Below are 25,542 nucleotides of genomic sequence, written 5' to 3' on the forward strand. Positions count from 1 at the left end.
AACAAACTAACAAAATAGTAAGGTCACACGAAAAGCTGCACAAACTCACTCAATACCGATAGAGTCAGTTTGTGAAGTTAGATCTCGTTGACAATGCTGTATCGGAATTGATTTTTCGTACGCATACGATCCAACTACACTGCTCGAGTCTATTTATAGATTTTTTACTATCATGTCTCCTTCTACCTTTACAAACTGCGAAAAGTTGGACTCGCAGCTACCTCTTTTTTGAGGTATTCATTTTTCTAAAACCCAGAAAAATGAGTTCTATCTTCGTACGCATACGATCCAACTACACTGCTCGAGTCTATTTATAGATTTTTTACTGTCATGTCTCCTTCTACCTTTACAAACTGCGAAAAGTTGGACTCGCAGCTACCTCTTTTTAATGGGATTGATTTTTCCAAAAACGTGAAAAATCAGTCTTATTTTCGTACGCGTACCATTCCACTAAACAGTTCTGTCTGAGACTAGTTTAAAATTGCCTATTTGATGAACAACTCAAATAAACTGTGAAAAGTGGAACTGGCAAAAAAAGCCCGCTCAACGGTTTTCATTGAACGGGCTTTTGGTCAATAGGCAATAATTTATTACTGTTGTACGATAGTACCACTTTTTCCTACAACAGCTTCAGATGCTTGTTCCAATGAAGCGATAATTGATTTGCGGCCGGCTTTTGATTCAGCAAAGTCAATCGCTGCCTCAACTTTTGGCAACATACTCCCTGGAGCAAACTGATCTTCTTTAATATACTCTTTCATTTTTTCAACTGTTGTATCTACCAAAGCTTCTTGGTTTTCTTTACCAAAGTTAACAAAGACATGATCAACTGCTGTTAAGATAATGAAGATATCAGCATCGATCAACGCTGCCATTTTAGAAGCTGCAAAGTCCTTATCAATTACGGCGTCTACTCCTTCGTAGCGTTTGCCACGATAAACAACCGGGATACCGCCACCGCCACAGGCAATAACGACTTGACCAGCGTCAACTAAGGTTTGCAAGCTAACTTTTTCGTAAATGTCCATTGGTTTTGGTGAAGGAACCACTCGACGCCACCCACGTCCAGCATCTTCCTTGTACACGTCGCCAGTTTCATCCATGATTTTTTTAGCAGTTTCTTCATCGTAATAACCGCCGATTGGTTTAGTAGGATTTTCAAACGCAGGATCTTCTGGATCAACTACTACTTGAGTAAGCATAGAGACTACTGGTACATCATTTAATCCGCGAGCCACTAATTCTTCGTCAATAGCTTGTTGTAAATGATAGCCTATGTAGCCTTGACTCATCGCCGTACATTCTGGGAATGGCATAACTTTTTCCGGATCGTCGCCACCAATATTTTCAAAAGCTAAACGGATTTGGCCAACCTGTGGACCGTTTCCGTGAGCAATTACTACATGGTGACCGGCAATAATTAAATCAGCAATTGACTGTGCTGCAAGCTCAGCTTTGGTTAATTGTTCATTTGCGGAGTTACCTAGAGCATTTCCGCCTAAAGCGATAACAATTTTCGACATGTGAACCCTCATTTCTATTAGATTTCTTTCAAGAAAGACTTCTCAAACTCGTTAAGGTTTGTGAAGCCGGACAACTTTAACTGGAGATTGTGTAGCTGTTACATAAAACGTCACAGCCACTGAGAACCGCATAATCGGTGTAACTGAAGTAACTCTTTCGGAAACAAGCCGAATAATCACAAAAATATGAGCAGCTATTTTCGGATTATCCGGCTTGTTTCTCAGAGCTGAACACTTCTGTCACAACCTCATTAGTTATTATCGTTTTGGTTGTTGTTGAGTGATACAGTGAATATTTCCGCCACCGTATACAACTTCAACAGTGTTAACGCCAACGATTTCTTTGTCTGGGAACATTTCTTTCACTTGTTCAAGAGCCAACGCATCATTTTCATCGCCGTATTGTGGAACGATAACACCATCGTTAGTAATCAAGAAGTTCATGTAAGAAGCGATACAGATGTCGCCATCTTCACGAGGCATAGTTCCTTCTACATAGTCAATCTTGAAGTTGCCATCGATTGTTACTGTTTCGATTGGGCAGCATAGTTTGTGTACTTTTAATTCGCGACCTTTCGCATCAGTCATTTCTGATAAGCGTTTGTAAGCATCTTGTGCTGCTTCGTAGAATGGGCTGTTTTCATCTTCTGTATAGATACATGCCACTTCGCCAGGACGAACGAAGCAAGCTACGTCATCAATATGTCCATTAGTTTCTTCAGGGTCAATACCATCTTTCACCCAAAGAACTTTTTCACAGTTCAAGTAGTCACACAACATTTTTTCGATTTCTTCACGAGACATATGAGGATTGCGCCCTTCACTTAATAGACACATTTCAGTTGTCATTACAGTTCCTTCGCCATCCACGTGGAATGATCCACCTTCTAATACGAAGCCAGTCGTACGATAAGAATCGACATGTTCGATTTCACATACCTTTTGAGCAACTAAGTCATCTTGATCCCATGGGAAGTACAGGCCATCAACTAGTCCGCCCCAAGCATTGAATTCCCAGTCAGCGGCACGTAATTCACCTTTATCATTGATTAAGAAGGTTGGTCCACAGTCGCGGATCCACGCATCGTTATTAGACATTTCATAAACCGTAATTTCTGGTGGTAATTGACGACGACAGTTTTGGAATTGTTGCTGAGATACTACCACGTTCATTGGAGTGAAGCGACTGATTGCTTTAGCAACCTCTGTAAATGCTTCTTGTACTGGTTTGCCTCCATCGCGCCAATTATCTGGACGCTCAGGCCAAATCATCCATACTTTTTCTTGTGGTTCGTACTCTGCAGGCATTCTAAACCCGTCTTGTTTTGGTGTTGTCTTCTCGATTCTTTTAGCCATTATTATCGGCTCCTTCTTTAGTTATTTTTTTGAAAATAATGATTCCTTCACCAAATAGAATAAACACGATTGCTCCGATGGTAATCGGCAACTGCTCCGTTAATGATGCAGCATCAAACTGCAACGGGATCGCTGTGAAGACCAATGAAATAAGAATCATCAGCATAGGGGCAATCACTAACAATTTCAAAAATCCGTTGCCGCCGCCCACTTTAAATGGTCGTGGGGTATCAGGATCAATTTGACGTAATTTGTAAAAAGCTGGAAATACTGGTACATAAGATAATAGGAACATTACCAAGTTCAATGAGAAGAACGCCCAGAATAAATCTTGGTTTGGTAAAATTGGTGCAATGACAACCACTACTGATGCGACGATACCATTCATCAAAGCAGTACCAATTGGCATTTCATTTTTCTGACTACGTTTGCCAAAGAATTTTGGCATGTCGCCATTTTCGGCTGCGTAACAAGCGGTGTTGTTTACTCCTAGAGACCATGAGATCATATTCCCGAATAATGTTAATAGGAAGAAGAAGGCCATTAAGATAATAAACCACCCGTCAGTCGAGCCTGTCAATAGTTTGAAGCTGTCCATCATCCCACTACCAGTACTGATTTGGTCAGTTGGGATAGCTACCCCAATACCAAAGGCTGAGAAGATGTAAATAGCCGCAATTACGATACCGGCAGCCACAATCGATTGTGGAATTTGTTTCTTAGGGTTTTCCATGTCATCTGCAAAGGTACAGATAACTTCAAAGCCAAGTAAGTTGAAAATAATTACAGAGATAAAAGATAAGCTGTGTAAGTCAAATGATGGTAACATCGATTGAACGGTAAATTCGTTGGCCATTCCTCGTGTAAAGGCAACATACAGACCTAAACCACCAATCAATACTGCTAAAACCATTTTGATAACGGCTGCGCCATTCAAAATCCAAACACTGTCGGCAACTGGATAAAAACTAATCCACACAACGATCCAAATAAAGGCTAGTTGAATTAATATCGCTGGAATCGTTGGAAAATCGATCCCCGTGATTGTTGTTAAGAGTTCTGGACACATAACGGCTAATGAGGCTAACCATAATGGGAAGTTAATCCAATAATACCAAGAAACACGTGCTCCCCAACGGTGACCATAAGCTTTGGTAACCCAGTCATAAATACCGCCATCACCAATATAAGTTGTTCCTAGTTCAGATGAAATTAGTCCATAAGGTAATAAGAAGGCAATTAGCAGGAATATCCACCAGAAGAACTGGGAGTTCCCAATTGCCGCAACGGGTGCAGCGGCTTCCGCTACGAATACCACACAGATAACGGAAAGAATGGCACTCATCAAGCTAAATTTTTTCTTTTGTTCCATTTTTTCTCTTCCTTTCTATAATGGAAGGAATGGTTGAGGCAAATGCCTCAACCATCTGATGGAAATAAGCCTTAGCTGATTAAATTAGCAGAGTTATTTCCATTCCTACGCTGATTTACAGTGGTTTGTTTAAGAATAATTCTAATTCTGCTTTTGCTTTAGCTGTGTCAGCTACATCGATTGGGTTCTTTTCTGCGTAATCGTTCATCAAGTAAACTAACAAGCCGCGGATTGAAGTCAAACGGTTTTCCGCTTCATCGAAACAGATTGAGTTAGGTCCATCCATTACTTCGTCTGTTACTTCTTCCCCACGAGTTGCAGGTAGGCAATGCATGAATTTTGCATTTTTGCCAGCTTTATCCATTAATTCTTGATTTACTTGGTATTTAGGATAGAAGACATTCATCCGTTCTTCTTCTGATAATTCTGCTTCATACAAACCGTACCATACATCTGTGTAAACGAAGTCTGCGCCAACGATTGCTTCGATATCGTCTGTCACAGTATAAGTTCCGCCAGATACTTTGCAGTTTGCTTCTAATTTCGCTTTGTGGTCATCGTTTAATTGGAAACCTTCTGGTCCGAATTGAACAAAATCCATACCAATTTTAGTTGTAACTAAACCTAGTGAGAAACATACTTGAGTTGCATCACCAATGAAGGCTACTTTACAATCTTCAATTTTCTTGCCTTCTGGTAAATGTTCTACCATAGTAGTTAAATCGCCGACTTCTTGAGTTGGGTGATTGTAATCTGACATTCCGTTGATAACAGGGATAGTAGCGTTTGTTGCCAAGTCGTCTACATTATGGTGACGTTCTACCCGAGCCATTAAGATATCTACTAAACGAGAAAGTACACGGCTAGTATCTTCAATTGTTTCGTGTCCACCTAATTGGATTTGTCCTGGTGCTAAATATTGGGCATGTCCGCCTAATTGCGTCATTGCTGTTTCAAATGAAACTCGAGTACGAGTAGATGATTGCTGGAAGATCATTCCTAATGTTTTGTCTTTTAATAGAGGTGGATAGAATCCGTTTTTGATTGCCTTCTTGATTTTCAATGATAAATCTACGATGTATAAGATTTCCTCCTTCGTATAATTTTCAGTTGTAATAAAGTCGCGTTTTGCCATGATGATTCCTCCTAATTTGTTTTTCGTTTGCTTTGCATCCATAATGTACCAATTAATGTAAGGGTTTACGATAATCTTATAGATGTAAACGCTATCATTATCAAAACCCTTGATATAACAAGGGTTTATTAGCAATATAAACCGATTACATTCAAAAGTTTAGAAAAGTTTAGAAGATAGTTTACTTGAATATCTTCATAATCTTCAGGAAAAAGTGATATAATCATTAAAAGAAAACGAATGAGCCATTCAAAGAGCAATATTTTTCGGAAGGGGTTTCATTAATGATTGCAATTTTTATATATAATATCATTTTGATTGTTCTGTACACGATTACCATGTCGGGGTCGTTGATATTTTATCTAAGAGAAAAACGTAAGATCTATCTTGCTTTTTCTGTCTACTTGTCTTTTTTTATCTTTGACAACATCATCATTTACATGACTGAATTTTTTAATACCTTTGCCCATCAATATAACCAGACATTCATGAGTGTTCCCGCTATTAAGACGGTCATCTTTGTGGTGAACGCCTTTTGTTCTCTATGGATTGTTTCGTTGCTGGCTAAGGATAAGATTAGGCCTTACCAGAAAGGTTTATTGATTCTGTTGGCTGTTTGGATGCTCTCAACCCCCTTATTAGCAAATTCTGCCTTTAAAGTTTGGCTGTATTATTTGCCAAATCAGCTCTTTTTATTTTACGTAGGTTGCTACGCTTGGCATAAATACCGAAAAGCAATTGATCTTTCGCCGCTGGCTGTGAAGTATTTGAAACGAATTGCTCTTTTAGCGATTATTGCTAGTATTGCCATTTTGATTGAGGATACGTTCGTCATTTTTAACATTGATCAGTACAGTTCGTTAAATATCAAAATTAATAACCGAAACCTCTGTGAAGATATTTTTTCGATTCTTGTTTGTGGCATGGGAATAGACTTTTTCTTACGACTTCATTCGCAGCTAACTACTGAAGAAGTATCCGAAGAGGAGCATCAGGAGCGCTGCTTTGAGCAATTCTGTGAAACCTATCAGTTCACCCAACGAGAAACGGAAATTTTCCGACTACTACTTGACCATAAACAAAATCAAGAAATTGCCGATGAACTGTTTCTTTCAGTCGGAACAGTCAAAACGCATGTTCACAATATCTTTATCAAATTAGATATTAAGAAGCGGACCCAAATTCAAGGGTTATACGAAAAATATAAAACAGACCTAGAAACCAATTTGCTAGAAAGCTGATAAGCCACAGTTTTCTAGCTTTTTTTATATTCTTCGAAATAGAATGCGTTTTTTTATCTATTGAGTTTGATTTCATCCAACAAAATACCTCTAGCCCTTACTACATATCAATATTCTTCAAATCTATTTATTTAATTATCTCGCACGTACATTTAATAATTTTCCTTTTGCAAAATCGTTAAATATAAATGAATTAACCTAGAATTTCCGAAGATAAAATTAATCAAACGCTCAAAACATACTCCAAATATGTTATAATCATACATGAAAAATTATGTTTATAAAGGAGGATATTATGATCAAAAAAAGCGTGTACTTATTTTCGGTAGCCATGTTAGGTGTGGCTATCTTTCCGACTTCAGCCTTCGCTAGCGAAGCAACGCCAGAAATGCCTGCTCCCAGCGTAGTAACAACTGAATTTGTTGAAAGCCCAGCCGTTGTTAGTGAGTTCCCCGTGACTGATGTAGAGCAACCTGTCGCTCCAGAAGCAGCAGTTGTTCCTGCCCAAGTAACTCCGGTGGAACAGCCGACAGCGACAGATTCAGTGACCGAACCAGTAGCAGCAGAAACAGTTGCTACACCAGAAGTGCCTGCTGCCGCAGGTTCAGTCGCTTCAGCTCCGACTGTAGAAGAACCACAAACTCGAGCAGCTACTTTCCCCTTGGCAAACGACAATGATGGAAAAATTACAGATCACGAAAAAGCGATTACTGATGAAAATGCCAAAATTTCTGCTGAATACAACTTTATGCCTAATTTTGACAACCTTGACGATATTCTGGTAGATGCTGGTGGTGCAACCTATTCAGAAAACAGTTACCAATTTGTCTTCCAATTGGACACTGCTGCGCCGGGTACAATCACGGTTACTTACAAAAATGTCGGTACCTATAATGGAAAAGTAATAGACATGAAGGTTACAGTAAAAGATTGGACAGTATTTACCGGTAGCCGTTATCAGCCAACCATTTCAATTCGCAAAACCAACGGCATCACGATGCGGGGAATCAGTGATGTGTTAATGGGCTATTCTTTCTTAGACAACTTAACAGCCAACGCTGTGAATGTTTCGGGCTTTTTCAATTTTACCGATATTGATCTAAACCAAAGCATTGATATTTTCGACAACAACAACCTGCAAAATTTTTATGTAACTAAAGGTAATAACCTTTACTACAAGTCACATAATGGTTATATCAAAATTGGTGAAATAAATAATGACAGCTCCACTAACAACAACGTCAATCACTGGATCACTTATACTTACAAAGACATTTCTAATTTTGACATTCGCTTCAATCAATACCGAGAAACCGGCGCTGTTTTTGATTACTCATACCAAGCACCAGTCGTGATTGAAGGCGTTACGCCGGAACCATCAACGCCTGTCGAGCAGGAAGTACCTACTACTGTTCCAGCTAAAGAAGAAGCTAAAGTCACAGCTTTAACCAGTACGCCTGCGCCGGCAAAAGGGGCAGAAATCGTCAAAATTGAGCCAGTGGAAGTGAAAAAGGCTTCCCTACCACAAACAAATGAAAAAGTTTCAAGTCTCTTTACCACAATTGGTGCAGCCTGTATCTTCCTATTCCTTTCTATTTTGTCAAACAGAAAAGTGAAAAAGGACTAAGTGATTAAACTGTTTCGGATGATTCTTCCGAAGCAGTTTTTTATGTTATACAGTCAAAGTTTTTCTGCTAAAATGGGCAACATCCTTTATAATAGACCTAACGATAAAAAGAGGTTCTGCTTATGGACATTCAAAAACTTGAAACCTTTACTCAGCTAGCACATCACTTAAATTATTCCAAGGTTGCTGAAGAAACCTATACGACCCAAGGAAATATTTCCAAACACATTTTGGCGCTTGAAAAAGAATTGGGCGTCCAGTTGTTCAATCGCTCAAAGCGGCAAATTATCTTAACGGAAGCGGGACATGAGTTACTGCCACATGCTCAGACCATTGTTCAACAAGTGGCTATCATGCGGGAAAAAGCGACGGAAATTAGTCATAAAAATCAGCAGTTTCTAACAATTTATACGATTCCTACGCTAATCAATTATCCCGCTTTAGAAAAAATTGCTGACTTTCGTAGAGAAAATCCAGCTGTGTTGCTTCAATTGAAGGAAACCGAAAACCAGTCCCTGTCTTCAGTTGACTTTTTGGACGAGAATAGCCTGTTTTTCACTCGTTTATTTCAACTACCAGAGCATTCGTTTGAATACAAAGTTGTTGATGAAGATCGTTTCGTTGCTGTATTGCCTAAAACACACCCCTTGGCAGATGAAAAGCAGCTAGCTTTGGAGATGTTACAAAAGGAAGCATTTTTGTTATTAGGACAAGAAACCGGACTTTTAACACCCCTTCATCAGCTTTGTCAGCAAGCTGGCTTTGTACCAGAGAATAATTATGGCGGCTCACGGATTGATTTGATCTTAAATATGGTAGCTAGCGACTTAGGCATTTCTTTATTAATGGAAAAAACGATTAAAGACAAATTACCAGAAAATGTCACTTATACGCCCGTTACCCCAAATAAAACTAGCCAGCTTTGTTTCGTTCGTACAAAAGGTGCTCATAGTACTATCAACGATGACTTCTGGCGATCAGTAACTAACTAATCATCAAGAAGTATTCCAAATCGGAATGCTTCTTTTTGAAATACGATTTGTATTTCGCTCACACAGGCGAATACAATGGGATAGAAGCGTTTTATTTAAAGGAGGAACTTTCATGAGCCAAGAAGAGTTGTACGATTTAAGAAAAGTGCTGGAAGAATTGAAAAATGAACCGGGTGCCTACCACGAAACGGATGTGGAAGTTGACCCAGATTCAGAATTAGCTGGCGTCTATCGTTACATCGGATCAGGCGGTACCGTTATGCGCCCTACCCAAGAAGGACCAACGATGATGTTTAACAATGTTAAGGGCTTTCCAGACATGCGGGTAACAATTGGTATCATGGCTAGCCGCAAACGAGTTGGGAAAATTTTAAATTACGATTACCGTCATTTAGGTAGATTATTAAAAGAATCTGTCGCCAATCCCATCAAACCAGTGAAAGTATCTAAAGCCGAAGCGCCAGCTCAGGAAGTGGTTCATTTAGCTACAGATGAAGGCTTTGATATTCGCAAAATTTTGCCCGCCCCTACTAATACACCAATGGATGCCGGTCCGTATATTACGATGGGGGTTGTTTTAGGTTCAGATCCCGATAAAACGATGAGCGATGTAACGATTCACCGAATGGTTTTAGAAGATGAAGATACGATTGGCATGTACGTAATGCCTGGTGGTCGTCACATCGGACATTTCCAAGAACAATACGAAAAATTGAACAAACCAATGCCTATTACCATCAATATTGGACTTGATCCGGCAATCTCTATTGGAACAACCTTTGAACCACCGACTACTCCACTTGGCTATAACGAGTTGTGGATTGCCGGTGCTTTAAGGAATCAACCCGTTCAGTTAGTAGATAGTTTAACCGTTGATGAAGTTGGAATTGCTCGTTCGGAATTTATTATTGAAGCCGAAATCTTGCCTAACGAACGGATGCAAGAAGATTTGCATACGAATACTGGCCATGCAATGCCTGAATTTCCTGGCTATAATGGAGATGCCAATCCCGCAGTGAATGTGGTAAAAGTCAAAGCGATTACCCATCGCAAAGATAATCCAATTATGCAAACAACGATTGGACCTAGTGAAGAACATGTCTCAATGGCCGGGATTCCAACCGAAGCGAGCATTTTAGATTTGGTAGAAAAAGCCATTCCAGGAAAAGTCGTCAATGTTTATAATCCTCCAGCAGGTGGTGGTAAGTTGATGAGCATTCTGCAAATTCGCAAAGAACGAGAAGCCGACGAAGGGATTCAACGGCAAGCAGCCATTTTAGCCCTGTCAGCCTTTAAAGAATTAAAAACGGTGATTTTAGTCGATGACGATGTCGATATTTTTGATATGAACGATGTAATGTGGACGCTGAACACCCGTTTCCAAGGTGACAAAGACATCATTGTTTTACCAGGAATGCGGAATCACCCATTAGACCCCTCTGAAATTCCCGAATACAACCCAGGAGTGATTCGTTTTCGTGGGATGAGTGCCAAAACAATTTTAGATGGTACGGTTCCTTTCGATCTAAAGGATAAATTTGTACGGGCTCAATTTAAAGAAGTCAGCGATTGGGAAAAATATCTGAAGTAAGAAAGTAGTGGCTAAAATGAAAAAAAGACGGATCGTTATTGGCATCACCGGAGCTTCAGGAACAATTTATGCGCTGGATTTATTAAAGGAATTGAAGAACTATCCAGAAATCGAAACCCACGGGGTAATCAGCGATTGGGCGAAAGAAAATCTAAAAATTGAAACCGACATGACCTTAGCAGAAGTGTACGACCTGCTGGACTACCATTATTCGGTGAAAGATCTGGGGGCATCGATTGCCAGTGGTTCATTTTTAGTTGATGCGATGGTGATTGTCCCAACCAGCATGCGGACCGTGGGAGCGATTGCTATGGGGCTAGCAGATAATTTGATTACTCGTGCTGCCGACGTTACGCTGAAAGAACAAAGAAAGCTGATTCTAGTTCCACGGGAAACCCCGCTTCACGCCATTCACTTGGAAAATCTGACCAAGCTGGCTAAAATGGGGGTCCAAATCATCCCGCCAATTCCAGCTTTTTATAATCAACCCCAGACGATTCAAGATTTGGTTCACCATCAGACCATGAAGCTGCTGGATGCCTTGAAGATTGAAAATCATTTGTCGGGACGCTGGAAGGACGAATAACATGCATCAACAACAAGTATATGCGCAAGCAGCCGACTTTACCATGTCCGCCGAAGCAAAGCTAATTGGCGCAGACCTTTTAATTACCTTAGTCGGTGGCGATACTCATCATATTGGTACGGTTACTACCTGGTCCAATAAGCAAATTGAGACGATTCGCTTTGAAAGTCACAGCGGTCGTTTCCACAAAGATGATGTATTAGCCGAAAAGATACTGGACATCATTTCACCTTGTCTTTCTGGTAATTGCGTCATCACTTCTGGCGTTCACGTGAATGGCATCAACAAAGAACAAATCGATGCTTCGTTTGAAATGGCTGCGGATCTGGGCCAACAGTTAGCTGAATGGCTGAAGGAAACACCTTTTACTTTTGAAGCACCTGTATACAAAAAGAAGGGATAAGTTGTATCCTGCTCTCCATTGTTCTAACTTTGGGAAGCAGGATTCCTTATTCCTTCTTTTTTAGCTATTTGAGGGGTACACCACCAAGTTCCAACGCTGAAGTTCATAGCGATAGTATCCGTCTTTAATAATCGGGTCCTCATCAGAAATCCGTTCGGCTTCTTCAAGATCGTTTGCTGCAAAAAGAAGCATGGCTCCATCCACTTCTTCGGCTTCCAGATTGCCAAACACTCCGGCTAAGAGATACCGTTCTTTTGCCATTTGCTGGAGATACGCCATCGAAGCCATCGCTACTTCTTCGCTGACTTCTCGGTCATCAAGTTTGTAATCCGTTCGGACATACAAAGTGCTTTCTTCATTTAACATCTCTTCCCCTCCTAATTTCCTAACAAATAATTATTTTCTTTATCTGCCACCTGCAAGGCTTTTAGCTTATATTTGGCATAACCGCCAACTACTAGCGGCTCTTGTTTACAAAGTTCTTCGGCTTCTTCGTAGCTTTCCGTTTTAAGCAGCAGCATACCAGCTACACCTGGATATCCTTTGAAGACGCCACAGAATTCCAGTTTTCCTGCCTCATCCAGTCGCTTTAAATTTTCAACATGCTTTTCAACCTCCGCCTTTGTTAAGCGATTATACATTTTCGTTTTTTCGATAAACATGGCATACACCCATTTACTCACAACGTTCAACTCCTTATTAATATAGTTCAGAAATTTTCAAAGCTTGTTCCTTTAACTTGGCTCGAAGTAGTTCGGGTTCAAGTACCTCTACCTGCGGCCCAAAAGACAGCAAGTAATTAACCAGCCAATTATTTAATTCGGCTTGAAACGAAACCACATAACTGCCATCTTCTTCGATAATCAATTGCTCTTCAGAAAATTCATCGTATAGTCGATGAACAGCTTTGGAAGAAAACCGCAGCTTTAGAGCCGGCAACTGTTCTTCCGATTTTTGTGCGCTTAAAGAATAGTCTTTTGGCAGATCACGTTGAAAGGTTTCGAGCCTTACCTGCAACTTTTTAATTCTTGAAAGGCGAAATGTTCTTATTTCCTGCTTTACTTGACAGTAACCGATAATATACCAAGCATGGGATTTGAACACTAAGCGCAACGGTTCAATGGCTCGTCGGGATGTTTCCATTTCAGAATTGAAATAGTCAAATGCGATGACCCGTTTGCTTAAAATCGCTATTTGCAAATCTGAAATTTTAATTTTTTCACTCGCGTCACTCCCCCAAAAAGAGAAATCCACTTCCAACCATTTCGGCTGTAACGCCTCTCTAAATACTGTACCAATTTTACTTAAAGCCAACTCGCTAGTAGGAAACTTAGTCGCTTGCAAGATTTGCAGCCCTTGGTAAATATTTTGCTGCTCCTCTTTGGTCAACAACGAACGATCCAGCGTGTACCCATCTAATAAAGAGATGCCTCCACAGGTACCTTTGGTCGTCACAACAGGAATACCTGCAAGGGTTAAAGTATTGATATCCCGATAAATCGTTCGCGTCGACACGCCGAAAAATGCAGCTAGTTCTTTGGCAGTCACTTGCTTATGATCAATTAAGTAAAAAATTAGTTGGATCAAACGTTCAATTTGCATGACCTTTACTCCTTATAAAAATCTTAGCACACCTAATAGGACAACTAGCTGTCTCATTTGTTTTTTGGCATAGAAAAAGAAATAGAGCTGCCCCTATTTCTTCTTCGTTTATTTGTTTTTCAGTTTTGGATCTAGGTAATCCCGCAAGCCGTCACCGACAAAGTTCGCTCCGATGGACATGGAGAAGATCGCTAGTCCTGGGAAGGTGGACATCCACCAGTAGTTCATGTTGTTCACCCCATCTGAAACCATCGATCCCCATTCCGGCGTTGGCGGTTGGGTCCCTAATCCTAAGAAACTCAAACCAGAGAAGGTCACAATCGCATTTCCGATATCCAGCGTAGCCATTACCAGCAAAGAGCCTAGTGCATTAGGCACAATTTCTTTGACTAAAATCCGCAAATGACTGGCACCTAAGACCCGTGAAGCTACGATATACTCATTCTCCTTCAAGGTAATCACCAAACTACGCATCAGTCGGGCGTAGTTGGGCCACCAAATAATGGTCATGGCAAATACCGAGTTGGAAATACTTGGCCCTAAAGCCGAAGCAATCACCATCGCCAAAATCAGCGGCGGGAAGGCATTGATCAATTCAGCTACCCGCATCATGATATCATCCACTATGCCACCAACGTAACCGGCGATTCCGCCGTAAATTGTTCCCACAACAATCGTGATACAGACGGTCACCAGTCCAGCTGCAATCGATACACGACTACCTACCAAAACCCGTGAAAACACATCTCGTCCCAACTCATCAGTTCCTAGAAAATGACCGGAACCAGGCGCTTGGAAACGGGCGGTCATATCTTGAGCGATTGGATCTTGCGGGACTAGATAAGGTGACAGCAAGGCTGCCAACATCCAGCCAACACAAATGACAATTCCTAGTTTAAATAGAAAGTTTTTTTGCTTTAAAAATCGTTTCATCAGCTATACCTCACTCTCGGATCGATCACACCATAAAGGATATCGATCAAAAGATTGAGGATGACATTAATCATGGCAATTAACAAAGAAACGCCACAAATTGCCGGGAAATCCAAAGTAGTTGCTGATAGATAAGCATATTGACCAATCCCCGGCCAAGAGAAAATTTTCTCAACAAACACCATTCCGCCTAACAGATTACTAAAGCCCATCCCCATAACTGTAATCACGGGAATCAAGGCATTTCCTAACGCATGACGCATGATAATCCGTCCTTGAGATAAGCCTTTTGCTTTCGCTGTTCGAATATAATCCATGGAAGTTACTTCCAGCAAATTAGAACGTGTCTGGCGTGAAATCAGACCCATCGTAAAGAAACCTAAAACGATCGCCGGTAAAATTAGATGGGAGAGGGCATCACTTACTAATGCCCAATCCCCACTGACAATTCCATCTAATACATACAATCCCGTCCCACCACTTGGCGCAGACATCCGCGAGTTAATCCGTCCGCCGCCTGGGAACAAGTGCCATTTCGAATAAAAGAGCAAAAGCATCACCAGAGCGAACCAGAAATTCGGAATAGATACCCCGCTAATGGAGATCGTTCGAACGGCATAATCCAATGGTTTATTCCGATAAACCGCTGATAATACCCCAAAAGTAATCCCAAACAGGACCGCAATCAGCATCGCCATAATCGACAGCTCCAAAGTAGCCGGGAAGAACTGCTTCAAGTCACTTAGTACCGGATTTCCGGTACGGATTGATGTACCCAAATCACCTCTGAGCAGATTACCCAGATAGATAAAGTACTGCTGCATCAGCGGCTTATCCAGTCCCCATCTCGCCCGGTAGGCAGCCACGGCTTCAGGATCACTCATTGCGTGGGTACTCATGTTTGATGCGATTGGATCACTGGGAACCAAATGGGAGATCATAAATACCAAGAAGGAAATCCCAACGATCAGAAAGCAGACAAACACTAAGCGCCGCAATAAAAACCTTGCCATATTCCTCATGTGATTTTGCTCCTTGCGTCTAAATTAGTTGATAGCGACATCCTGGAAGTTGATTTTTTGAACTTCGTAGTAGTTTACGCCATCTAAATTACTGCGATATGCTAATACCTTCGGATGTTGAACCAAAAGAGCATACGGCATATCGTGAGCAATCAATTCTTGTAATTCCTCAGAAGCTGCTGCCCGTTTGTCTTCATCAGATTCTGTTTCAATCGTTTTTTGCAGCTCGCCAATCTTGCCGTCAGATGGATCTTCCCAGTTTGCACGTTCCCCAATGGTTTCACCTGGTAAGAAGGCTAACTGGTTGTTAATATCCATGTAATCAGGGTGCCAATGCATTAATAGGAAGGCTTCTTTTCCTTCACGGTAAGAATCAATGACTACCCCGATTTCCGAAGTTTCGATCTCCGCATTGATGCCGATTTTGCTTAGGTCATCTTTGATTTTTTGACCGATGGTTGTCCAAGACATACCTTCTGTATCAAAGTTAGCTACGGTGAATTTCACGTCAAAACCGTCTGCAAAGCCAGCTTCTTCCATCAATTTCTTGGCTTCATCTAAATCCATAAAGTCAGTTTCTTTTTCCAATGCTCCAGTAAAGCCCTGCGGTACAATATTTAATGGCAAGACTGCTTTGTCACCACAAATTTCCAACAATTCCTTGTAGTTGATCGCCAAACGAACAGCCTCTTGAACTTTTGGATCAGCCATCGGTCCGCCGACTTCCGGATCATCATTCATTAATAAGAAAGTCGTGGATGTTCCAGTATAGTTACTTAATTCAACCCCGTCTTGACCTTCCAGTTGTGAAGCATTATCCACCCCAATACCTAAAGCAATATCAATGTCTCCTTGCTTCAAGTTTTGGATTTGCGTATTTACATCAGGAATTTCTTTACAGATAACTTTGTCGTTCTTCACTTCGCCCCAATATTCTTCATTGCGGTCTAAAACAACTTCGACATTTTGTTTCCATTCGCTTAAGACATACGCACCAGAACCTGCTGAATTTTGGTTTAACCATTCTTCGGCTGTATCAGCAGTGGCTGCATCTTCCGCATCGGTTCCGCCATGCTCTTTGACCACCTCGGAATCAAGAACCGCAAATGCGTTGTTGGCAAGCTTTACTAAGAAGGCTGCATCGGGTTCATTCAGGGTGATCACTACTGTATGATCCTCTGGTGCTTCGACGCTTTTCACATTTTCAGTTATAGGACTAGTATTACTCTTCAAGTTCTTTGTCCGATTAATACTAAAAGCCACGTCTTTAGAGGTTAAATCATTCCCGCTGGAGAATTTTACGCCTTCTTTCAACTTAAAGGTGTAAACAGTTTGAGTATCATCCAATTCATGCTCTACAGCTAGTGAAGGCTCGGGAGTAGATGTGTCATAGGTGCGATATAAATTGTCATAAAGAGCATAATAAATCATGTTGCCGTACACTTCGTAACCGTGTGCCGGGTCCAAGGTTTTCAAGTCTGAGTCCATTCCAACAATTAGCGTATTGTCGCCATTTCCACTGCCACTACTAGAACCTCCCCCTGAATCATCTGTCTCTCCGCCTCCGCCGCAAGCCGTCAACAACAATACTAATGCGCTTAGTAACCCCAGTACGACCTTTCGATGCTTTTTCATATCCCATTTCCTCCCTCAGTGTTTGGTTGTTTACATAAATGACAAGCCACAAAGTGATTGTCTTTTACTTCAGTTAATGGTGGATTCTCTGCTTCACAAACTGGCATCGCATAAGGACACCGCGTATGGAACTTGCAGCCTTTAGGCGGATTAGACGGGCTAGGTACATCACCTTTCAGCACGATTCGATCTTTTTTCTCCAGATCAATCGTCGGTGCCGCCGAAATCAAGGCTTGCGTATATGGATGCAAGGTGTCCTCATATAGCGCCTTCTTATCTGCCAATTCAACAATATTTCCCAAGTACATCACGGCAATCCGATCACACATGTGATACACAACCCCTAAATCATGAGAAATAAACAAATAAGTTAGATTCATTTTTTCCTGCAGCTCTTCTAGTAAATTAATGACTTGTGCCTGAATCGATACATCCAAGGCAGAGACTGGTTCATCACAAATAATGACTTCAGGATTTAATGCTAATGCGCGAGCAATTCCAATCCGCTGCTTTTGTCCTCCCGACATTTCGTGGGGATATCGATGCTTATACTCAGGTGCTAAGCCAACCATTGTTAATAGCTCATCAATTTTTCGATCGATTTCTTGTTTGGACATGTCTTTTTTATGGTGAATTTTGAACGGTTCAGCTAAGATTGCTCCGATCCGATTTCTTGGATTCAAGCAAGCCGATGGATCTTGAAACACCAGTTGAACCCTAGAACCGAATTCAACCTTTTCTTTACGACTTTTCAGCTTGGTGACATCCAGTCCTTCAATGTAGATCGTACCGTCAGTGATCGGAAATAAATTGAGCAGGGTTTTCCCTAACGTACTTTTTCCGCAACCACTTTCACCAACTAGTCCAAACGTTTCCCCTTTTTTGATCGCAAAAGAGACATCATCGACTGCCTTTAAGGTGCCTTTTTGTCCTTTGCTGTCACGAATATCAAAATATTTTTTTACATTTTTTAACACGACTATCGGTTCTTTTACTTCCATCTTATCGGCTCACCTCAGCTTCCACAGCAGAAGAATATTTAAAGCAACGAACTTTGCGACCTTCTGCAGCTTCAGATAATGCTGGACGTTTTTCTTTACAAATGTCCATTGCATACGGACACCTCGGATGAAAACTGCAGCCTTTCGGCATATCATCTAACCGTGGAACTACGCCATCAATACTATTTAGCGGTTCCTTTTGTTCCTGCATCTTCGGAATAGCTGCAATCAAGCCTTCGGTATACGGGTGCATCGGCTCATCTAAAATATCTCGAATGCTGCCTTGTTCAACAATTTTACCAGTATACATTACCACTACCCGATCACAGACCTCGGAAACTACCCCCAGGTCATGGGTAATCATGATAATGCCCATTTTCAATTTTTCCTTCAAGTCTTTTAATAACTCTAGAATTTGTGCTTGAATCGTCACGTCCAAGGCTGTCGTCGGTTCATCAGCTATCAATAACTGAGGATCACAGGCTAAAGCCATTGCAATCATAATCCGCTGACGCATCCCTCCGGACATTTGGTGAGGATATTCGTTAAAACGCTGCTCAGGTGCTGGAATTCCCACTAGTTGCAGCAAATCAATCGCCTTAGCTTTGGCTTCTTCTTTGCTGATCTTTTCATGAATCAGCACGGACTCCATAATTTGCTTGCCGCATTTATGTAGCGGGTTTAAAGAGGTCATCGGCTCTTGAAAGATCATGGCCAATTGGTTTCCCCGATAATGCTGCTTCTCTTTTTCCGGCATATTAATCAGATCTTTTCCTTTAAAAAAAGCATGACCAGTTACTGAAGAGGTATCTTCATCTAACAAGCCCATAATACTAAGGGAGGTCACACTTTTCCCACTCCCACTTTCACCAACGATTCCTAATGTTTCATTTGTATTTAATTGAAGATCTAAGTTATCGATAGCTGTCACTGTGCCGTTATAGGTTTTGAACTGAACAGTCAGCTGATCTACACGTAACAATTCTTCTTCCATAAAATAATTGTCTCCCCACACTCGTCATTCTTTAATTTAACATTAGATGTGTATGCGCTTTCTAATCTTTCTAAAAAAATTTAATTCAGAATTTTCACCGGCTACTTTGTGTAATAATTATAACAGTCCCCAAAACCTTGTCAAGACAACATTGTGTTTGGGTGAACAAGTCAGTTCATTATCAATAACATATACCGAAAGCTAACAAGCTGATTAAAATATGATTAGCTATTTATTTAAAATCTACTCTACAAGCTACTATATTATTCCATTAAAAATTGCCATGTCTAAAATAATAGTATTTAAATAACAAAAAAAACACCTTTGAAAGGTGTTTTTTTGTTATTTGAGATCAACGGGTGTAGCCGTTTCACTAAGGATTGCATTTAATCCTTCGATATTTTGGCGTCCTTGTGTCCGCAACCATTCACGAGCAGCATCTTTCCCTTGAAGGATGTAAGGTTCGACACCATTAGCCCAAGTGGCTCTTCCACATAGAACACCGTTGAATGTAGAACCGCTACTCTTAGCAAAGCGCAGGGTTTCTTGGAACAAGTCAGCACTCACTCCGGCACTTAGAAAGATAAATGGTAACTCCGTTGCTTCTGATTGCTCTTTGAAGTAAGCCGCTGCCTGCTCTTTTGTATAAACAGGTTCTTCATCCGTGTACCCTTCTACATAGTTCATATTAACAGGTACTTCGACTTTCAACACATCCACTCCGTAACGAGCATCAGAGAATTCTTTCATCATGTCGATGACTTTATGAGGTTTTACCTGGGCATAATCCCGAGAATTGCTGTCAGCATTTTTGGCATCGTAGGAAACGAGTTCTAAAAAGAAAGGCAATTCTTCAGCTGCGCATTCCAAACCAATTCGCTCCATAAAGACTTTTTTCTGTTCATTAATCTCTTGCGCTTCATCCACATCGTAATAAAGTAAGAATTTACACGCATCTGCCCCCGCTTCTTTTAAGCGTTTCACCGACCAAACCGATAAGATATCTGGTAAACGTCCCGGTGTTGAAGCATCATAGCCTGTCTTTTCATAAGCTAGCAATAAGCCGGCATTCTCATCGCGACTTTCAGCAGCAGGCAAGCCATATTCTGGATCTAACAAAATAGCTGACGCATAAGGTGTTAATTCTTCGGAAACGAGCTGCTTAAACTCGATAATTTCTTCGTCTGTTGCATCAGAACCCTTGGATTTTGTGATCATCTTTTTCAGTGCACCCCGCTGGTCGATAGCTAAAGCGCCGATGATTCCTTGGTCATTGCTTAACTGCTTCAGATAATTTCTTTTTGTTTCGTTCATGATTTACCTGCTTTCTAGAATTTAGTTAGTTGTATTTGTTGAAAAAGTGATTGATAGTTGGCTAAATTAACAGCTCCAGTTGTTTGTTCCTGCGCATTTAACATGCCTAACGTATTTCCCATTTTCAGTAATTCCTCCGCCGTTGCCTGTTCTGCAATCGCAGCAGCAAATCCGGCAATCGTCGAATCACCCGATCCTACTGGATTGACTACGTCTATTTTAGGAATTGTTACTTGATAAAAAGTATTATGATGTTTAGCGATTGCTCCATGAGCACCTAGCGAAACGATTACCCATTCGATACCAGCAAATAAGTTAGTTTGTAAGGCTGCTTTAATACTTGCTTTATTTTCCATAGGTTGTCCTATTAAGTCAGACAACTCTTCACGATTGGGTTTGATCAAGTAAGGTTTGTGCGAACTCTCCAATACTTGTTGCAACGCTTCCCCAGAACAATCTAGTACCACAGGCTTGTTTGCCAGATTCGAGCGTTTGATAATTTCAACATAGAAATCGGCTGGCAGCCCCTGCGGCAAACTACCGGAAATAGTCAATACATCGGCTTTTTCGATCAAGCTGTCTAATAACTCTAAAAATTGCTCGGCTTCATCTGCTGAAATGACCGGTCCGCTTTCGAGAATTTCCGTTTGATGGCCCTCGTGTAAGATGGCGATACAATTCCTCGTGTTTCCAGCGATTGGCGAAAATTGTTGCGCAATCCCAGCTGTCTCTAATTCAGTTTTGATTCCCTCACCAATGTAGCCGCCCAATAGTCCGCTAGCAATGACCTCGTGCCCTAATTGCTTCAAGACGCGAGTAACATTCAACCCCTTGCCACCTGCTGTTTTGCTAACAGTGCTTAGACGATTCACAGTATCTAGCTGAAGGATTGCTAACGGATAGGAGATATCAATCGAAGGATTCATGGTAATGGTCACTATCATTTTTTTGTCTCCTTAGTCGTGGTATTCTCCTCTATCCCATTTTTCAATAAACTCATCGAAAAAGTTTTCAGAGAACTGTTCCTCAGCTGCCTGTGCAATATGATCAATTTTGGCAATCCATTCTTTATTGGTTTCATCTTCTTTGTACTCTGCGTTAATAAAAGCTTCGATAATGTCGCAAATTAAAAACTCGCCAGTAATCCGAGCACCAAAGCCAATCACGTTGGCATTTAATTGTTCTTTGGAATAAATCGCCGTTGTCATGTCACGAACTAATGCCCCACGCACGCCAGGAACCTTGTTTACCGCATTATTGATTCCAACACCCGTTCCACACAGACATACGCCTAAATCTGCGTTACCACTTACTACTGCTTCTCCAACTTTTTTACCAAAAATCGGGTAATGAGTTCGCGTAAAGTCATAGGTTCCAACATCCAATACTTCGTGTCCTTTTGATTTCAAAAAATCTGATACGGCAATTTTTGTGTCTGTTACAATGTGGTCGCATCCTAGTGCAATTTTCATTCTTTTTCCGTCCTCTCTTAAGCCATTTTATTTAGCATATCTACGCGAACCTGATGACGCCCGCCATCGTAATTTGCTGCTAGAAATTCTTTAGCGATGTTTAAAGCTAGCTCACAACCAACGATTTTTGATCCTAGTGTAATCATCCGTGAATTGTTGTGCTCTCTTGTCATATAAGCAGTACGCTCGTCAGAAACCTCTGCTGCCACCATTCCCTTGACCTTGACTGCCGCCATAAAGCTGCCGGCACCATAGCCGTCAATTGCAATCCCTAAGCTGTCTTCGTTTTCTAACAGGTCTTGGGCAATTGATAAAGTAGATTCCACAAAATCTTTAGAAGCTTTTTCACTTTTGTCGACGACCTCGTGACCTTCTTTACTCAAATTTTCTTTAATGAACTCTTTTAATACCATTCCCTCTTGATCCGATCCAATTACTACACGCATGTTGCTTCCTCCTTTATGGAATTTAGTTGATGACGGTCATATATTGTTGGTAGCCGTCACATCTCACTAGTGCTTATTATTTTGATTGATCGATAATGTTTGTTCCCAGCTGTATGTCCTGATCTATACAACCATAATAGAACAAAAACAAACATTTTTCAACTGTTTTTTGTTTAAATAAGTTTGTTAGTGTTTGCATGCTGACTAAAAAAGGTTTTTTAACCGGATATAGCAACCAAAAACAAACAGAGATTACTATAAGAAAGGCTTCGCAAACTCGCTTAGTGTTGACAAAACTAGTTTGTGAAGCCAGACATCAGAAACATTGTCGTTATAACTTTTTCAATTGTAAAAAATTCTTTTCTTTCCACATAAAAAAAAGAAGTAGTTGTGACATAAAACGTCACAACCACTTCTTTGATCAGGTACACTATTGAGCTAAAAGGATTTCTTCCTTTTCGATTCGGGTATAGGCTTCACTGGCCTCTTGATTCGTAATAACAGCTGTTACATCTTTTAAGTGATAATAGGAATAAAAATCCTTTTGACCAACTTTCGAATGGTCGGCAAGTAGATATTTTTCAACGGAGTTATCCAAGGCAATCGCTTGGGTTTGTCCTTCTTCAAAGGTGGAAGTCATAATATCTTGCTCATAAAGTGCATTACAGCTGAAAAAGGCTTTGTGAAAATGCATATCCATCAAATTCTTGTTAGTGATTTCACCAAAAAAGGCCTGAGTGGTGCTACGCATTTCTCCACCTAACAAATAGACTTTTCGTAAACTATTTTCTTTACTTAATTGTTGGAAAACAGGCCAACAATTAGTAACAATCCGCACAGATTGGATAGTAATCAGCTCAGCTAACAGCTCTATTGTTGTTCCCGGACCTAAAAAAATCGTTTCGTCTTCTTGAATCATCTCCACCGCTTTGCGGGCAATTGCCTGTTTTTCTTCGATGTGCATAATCTGCTTCTCACGATGAGTAAGCTCATGGCTACGGATGTAATTCTTTAGTCGGGCACCACCATGGACTCGTTCTAACAACCCTTGATTTTCTAATTCACCTAAGTCGCGGCGAGCAGTCATATCAGATATAGACAATTGTTTAATGATATCACTCACTTTCACTGTACCTGTGGCTTCTAATAAATCCATAATCGCCTTTTGTCGTTCGTCTTTTAACAATGGGTTCACCCCTATTTTTATCATCAATTTCATTTGCTTCTATAATAACAGGAATTTGCTAATTACACATTCATCTTTTTTCAATCGGAAGTGAAAACAGCGGGTACTTTCTATTTTACCAAATAAAAGATAAAATGAAGCGAACTTGCTGAGATAGAAATGAGGATACTGATGCAAACCAAAATAACGTTTAACCATAATCAAAATACATGGATCAATCTTACTACTGAAGATAAGGCTGAAGTTGCTCAGCTATATACTGAATATCAAATAGACAAAGAAGCTGTAGAATATTCATTAGACCAAAATGAACGTGCCCATCTGGATTATGATAAAGCTGCTGGAACGTTCGTTTTGATTTACAATGTCCCTAATCGGTTGAAAATTGATAATCATTATGAAACCATACCCATGACCTTTATTATTAAAGATCAGATACTTATCACGGTGACTAATAAAAGGAATCAATACCTTTTTTTTGAAATGCAAAATTATCTCGAAAAATTCCCCTCAATGACCATTTTCGAATTTTTGTTTACAAGTCTTTTTATTATCACTGATGCCTTCTTTCCTTTCGTTGAGGAAATGAATCGTGACCGCACCAAAGTAAGCAGCAAGTTAAAAGAGAAAGCAACGAAACAAAATCTACTGGCTTTATCTGATTTAGAAACCGGGATTGTCTTTTTCATTTCGGCATCAAAACAAAATGTCGTATTACTGGAGCAAATAAAAGCACATGCAATTTATAAACAACTATCCGATTCAGAAAAAGAGCAGCTAGATGATGCGTTAATTGAAGCCAAACAGCTAGTCGAAATGACAAATTTGTCTTCGGAAATTTTGCATCAGCTTTCCAGAACCTACAACAATATCTTAAATAATAATCTGAATGATACCATGCGGATCTTAACTGTTTTGTCTGTATTACTGACCATTCCTACTATTATAACTGGATTTTTTGGTATGAATATGCCCTTGCCACTAGAAAACAATGCTTCGGGTTGGCTAATTACAATTGTGATTAGTCTTGTTCTGTGGTTTGGGCTGTCGTTAATTTTTCGTAGACTCATAAAACGTTGATTTTTGATTGAGTTGTTGCCAGATAGTTGGTAGCGATCCGATCTTTTTCTATATTCCGAGATGAATAAATTTTTCTAAAATGAATAAATAAGGGTTGTTGCTTAGGATTACTGTCGCAAAAAATTATATCAGTCTAATCATTTTCTGTAATTTTATGAAATAGCTGTATATATATAGGAAGAAACTGCTTCAATTTTACTTTAGGACAATTTTCTAATTCAACTTTTTTTATGAAGAAAAGTGAAAAAATCAATTAAATCAGTTTTTTCGATTCTTAAGAATTTTTTGATTGAAACCGCTGCTACTCCCCCCGCTAGTTATACACTTTAAGTGAAAAGATTAGAAAAATCCCCACAAATAGCCTTTTTAACTCGAATTACAATATAAAATTACATTCCTTTCATGTTTTTTTAATCTAGATTACAAATTAGAATAAGTATATTTTAGCCACTTATTTAATTCAAAAATTTCACAAATGATAAAATTTACTGTAACGTAGTGTGTGTAAGATAATTCTAGTTATTTATATAATAAATTTCCCAACTTCAGAAAGGCAGGACATTAAATGATTAAATTGTATATTTCCCCGAGTTGTACGTCATGTAGAAAAGCGAGAGCCTGGTTACAAGCGAAAGGTCTTCCATTTGAAGAACGCAATATTTTTTCAAACCCATTAGACGCTAATGAAATTAGAGAAATCCTTTCATTAACTGAGGCTGGTACCGAAGAAATTATTTCAACCCGCTCGAAAATCTATGAGAAGCTTAATATTGATTTTGATAGTCTATCAACCAATGAATTAATTGCGTTGATTGAAAAGTATCCTGGTTTGTTACGTCGTCCAATTATTTTAGACTCGTTGCGCCTACAAGTAGGTTACAATGAAGATGAGATTCATCAATTCGTCCCACGTAAAATCCGTCGTACGGCTGCTAAGGAAATGGCAAAAATGTTAGTGTTCATGGAATTAGAAAAACAAAGCTTAGCCTAATCTCTAACGATATATCCCTCAACGCAAAAAAGCTGCGAAA

25 protein-coding genes are annotated in these 25,542 nt (G+C 40.1%); 8 read left to right on the forward strand and 17 right to left on the reverse strand.

Annotated elements, in window-relative coordinates; all coding sequences use genetic code 11:
• Positions 1–590: 590 nt before the first annotated feature.
• The 4 genes from arcC to ptcA all read right to left on the reverse strand — a co-directional run bounded on the left by arcC (position 591) and on the right by ptcA (position 5,386).
• A complete protein-coding gene (gene arcC, locus IGI42_RS06360) occupies positions 591–1,523 on the reverse strand; it encodes a carbamate kinase (protein ID WP_438714989.1) in 933 nt (310 codons plus the stop codon).
• 258 nt (positions 1,524–1,781) lie between these two features.
• The gene (gene aguA / locus IGI42_RS06365) at positions 1,782–2,879 is read right to left on the reverse strand and encodes an agmatine deiminase (RefSeq protein WP_438714990.1); all 1,098 of its coding nucleotides are present in this window, start codon (positions 2,877–2,879) and stop codon (positions 1,782–1,784) included.
• Entirely contained in the window at positions 2,872–4,251 is a 1,380-nt protein-coding gene (locus IGI42_RS06370; RefSeq protein ID WP_438714991.1) for an APC family permease, read from the reverse strand. The genes aguA and IGI42_RS06370 overlap by 8 nt, the downstream gene beginning before the upstream one ends.
• Before the next feature lie 115 nt (positions 4,252–4,366).
• Positions 4,367–5,386: a putrescine carbamoyltransferase gene (ptcA, locus tag IGI42_RS06375; RefSeq protein ID WP_438714992.1), complete on the reverse strand. Its 1,020-nt coding sequence runs from the start codon at positions 5,384–5,386 to the stop codon at positions 4,367–4,369.
• Positions 5,387–5,670: 284 nt separating this feature from the next.
• Here ptcA and IGI42_RS06380 point away from each other — a divergent pair, with 284 nt between their 5' ends.
• From IGI42_RS06380 to IGI42_RS06405, 6 genes are all read left to right on the forward strand, one after another.
• The gene (locus tag IGI42_RS06380; protein ID WP_438714993.1) at positions 5,671–6,627 is read left to right on the forward strand and encodes a response regulator transcription factor; all 957 of its coding nucleotides are present in this window, start codon (positions 5,671–5,673) and stop codon (positions 6,625–6,627) included.
• 295 nt (positions 6,628–6,922) lie between these two features.
• The gene (locus tag IGI42_RS06385; protein ID WP_438714994.1) at positions 6,923–8,254 is read left to right on the forward strand and encodes an LPXTG cell wall anchor domain-containing protein; all 1,332 of its coding nucleotides are present in this window, start codon (positions 6,923–6,925) and stop codon (positions 8,252–8,254) included.
• A gap of 122 nt (positions 8,255–8,376) precedes the next feature.
• Positions 8,377–9,246: a LysR family transcriptional regulator gene (locus IGI42_RS06390; protein ID WP_438714995.1), complete on the forward strand. Its 870-nt coding sequence runs from the start codon at positions 8,377–8,379 to the stop codon at positions 9,244–9,246.
• A gap of 112 nt (positions 9,247–9,358) precedes the next feature.
• Entirely contained in the window at positions 9,359–10,837 is a 1,479-nt protein-coding gene (locus tag IGI42_RS06395) for a UbiD family decarboxylase (protein ID WP_438714996.1), read from the forward strand.
• Between the two features lie 16 nt (positions 10,838–10,853).
• The gene (locus tag IGI42_RS06400) at positions 10,854–11,423 is read left to right on the forward strand and encodes a UbiX family flavin prenyltransferase (RefSeq protein ID WP_438714997.1); all 570 of its coding nucleotides are present in this window, start codon (positions 10,854–10,856) and stop codon (positions 11,421–11,423) included.
• Position 11,424: 1 nt separating this feature from the next.
• Complete coding sequence (locus IGI42_RS06405) at positions 11,425–11,826, forward strand: amino acid decarboxylase (protein ID WP_438714998.1); 402 nt, start codon at positions 11,425–11,427, stop codon at positions 11,824–11,826.
• A 60-nt stretch (positions 11,827–11,886) separates the two neighbouring features.
• Here IGI42_RS06405 and IGI42_RS06410 read toward each other — a convergent pair whose 3' ends face one another.
• From IGI42_RS06410 to IGI42_RS06470, 13 genes are all read right to left on the reverse strand, one after another.
• Entirely contained in the window at positions 11,887–12,192 is a 306-nt protein-coding gene (locus tag IGI42_RS06410; protein ID WP_438714999.1) for a YciI family protein, read from the reverse strand.
• Positions 12,193–12,203: 11 nt separating this feature from the next.
• Entirely contained in the window at positions 12,204–12,509 is a 306-nt protein-coding gene (locus tag IGI42_RS06415; RefSeq protein ID WP_438715000.1) for a YciI family protein, read from the reverse strand.
• 16 nt (positions 12,510–12,525) lie between these two features.
• Complete coding sequence (locus IGI42_RS06420) at positions 12,526–13,428, reverse strand: helix-turn-helix transcriptional regulator (protein WP_438715001.1); 903 nt, start codon at positions 13,426–13,428, stop codon at positions 12,526–12,528.
• Positions 13,429–13,536: 108 nt separating this feature from the next.
• Positions 13,537–14,361, reverse strand: coding sequence for an ABC transporter permease (locus IGI42_RS06425; RefSeq protein WP_438715002.1), 825 nt, complete (start codon positions 14,359–14,361; stop codon positions 13,537–13,539).
• Positions 14,361–15,383, reverse strand: coding sequence for an ABC transporter permease (locus IGI42_RS06430; RefSeq protein WP_438715003.1), 1,023 nt, complete (start codon positions 15,381–15,383; stop codon positions 14,361–14,363). Before IGI42_RS06430 ends, IGI42_RS06425 begins: the two co-directional genes overlap by 1 nt.
• A 24-nt stretch (positions 15,384–15,407) precedes the next feature.
• Positions 15,408–17,018: an ABC transporter substrate-binding protein gene (locus IGI42_RS06435; RefSeq protein WP_438715004.1), complete on the reverse strand. Its 1,611-nt coding sequence runs from the start codon at positions 17,016–17,018 to the stop codon at positions 15,408–15,410.
• Positions 17,015–18,019, reverse strand: a complete 1,005-nt coding sequence (locus IGI42_RS06440) for an ABC transporter ATP-binding protein (protein WP_438715005.1) — start codon at positions 18,017–18,019, stop codon at positions 17,015–17,017. The genes IGI42_RS06435 and IGI42_RS06440 overlap by 4 nt, the downstream gene beginning before the upstream one ends.
• A gap of 1 nt (position 18,020) precedes the next feature.
• Positions 18,021–19,013 carry an ABC transporter ATP-binding protein gene (locus IGI42_RS06445; RefSeq protein WP_438715006.1) on the reverse strand — a complete coding sequence of 331 codons (993 nt, stop codon included), beginning with the start codon at positions 19,011–19,013 and terminating at the stop codon, positions 18,021–18,023.
• 342 nt (positions 19,014–19,355) lie between these two features.
• Complete coding sequence (gene lacD / locus IGI42_RS06450) at positions 19,356–20,327, reverse strand: tagatose-bisphosphate aldolase (RefSeq protein ID WP_438715007.1); 972 nt, start codon at positions 20,325–20,327, stop codon at positions 19,356–19,358.
• Between the two features lie 14 nt (positions 20,328–20,341).
• Entirely contained in the window at positions 20,342–21,271 is a 930-nt protein-coding gene (gene lacC, locus IGI42_RS06455; protein ID WP_438715008.1) for a tagatose-6-phosphate kinase, read from the reverse strand.
• 12 nt (positions 21,272–21,283) lie between these two features.
• Positions 21,284–21,799 carry a galactose-6-phosphate isomerase subunit LacB gene (gene lacB / locus IGI42_RS06460; RefSeq protein WP_438715009.1) on the reverse strand — a complete coding sequence of 172 codons (516 nt, stop codon included), beginning with the start codon at positions 21,797–21,799 and terminating at the stop codon, positions 21,284–21,286.
• A gap of 17 nt (positions 21,800–21,816) precedes the next feature.
• Positions 21,817–22,245: a galactose-6-phosphate isomerase subunit LacA gene (lacA, locus tag IGI42_RS06465; protein ID WP_438715010.1), complete on the reverse strand. Its 429-nt coding sequence runs from the start codon at positions 22,243–22,245 to the stop codon at positions 21,817–21,819.
• Positions 22,246–22,675: 430 nt separating this feature from the next.
• Positions 22,676–23,431: a DeoR/GlpR family DNA-binding transcription regulator gene (locus tag IGI42_RS06470; RefSeq protein WP_438717018.1), complete on the reverse strand. Its 756-nt coding sequence runs from the start codon at positions 23,429–23,431 to the stop codon at positions 22,676–22,678.
• Between the two features lie 171 nt (positions 23,432–23,602).
• On the opposite strand from IGI42_RS06470, the gene IGI42_RS06475 reads away from it, so the two are divergent.
• Both IGI42_RS06475 and spx read left to right on the forward strand, forming a co-directional pair.
• On the forward strand, positions 23,603–24,511 hold the full coding sequence (locus IGI42_RS06475) for a magnesium transporter CorA family protein (protein ID WP_438715011.1): 909 nt from the start codon (positions 23,603–23,605) through the stop codon (positions 24,509–24,511).
• A 565-nt stretch (positions 24,512–25,076) separates the two neighbouring features.
• Positions 25,077–25,502 (forward strand): transcriptional regulator Spx, encoded by a 426-nt coding sequence (spx, locus tag IGI42_RS06480; protein ID WP_438715012.1) that lies wholly within the window; start codon positions 25,077–25,079, stop codon positions 25,500–25,502.
• Positions 25,503–25,542 lie beyond the last annotated feature (40 nt).

The sequence above is a fragment of the Enterococcus sp. AZ109 genome (assembly GCF_051714625.1).
In the GTDB taxonomy this organism is placed as follows: Bacteria; Bacillota; Bacilli; order Lactobacillales; family Enterococcaceae; genus Enterococcus_A.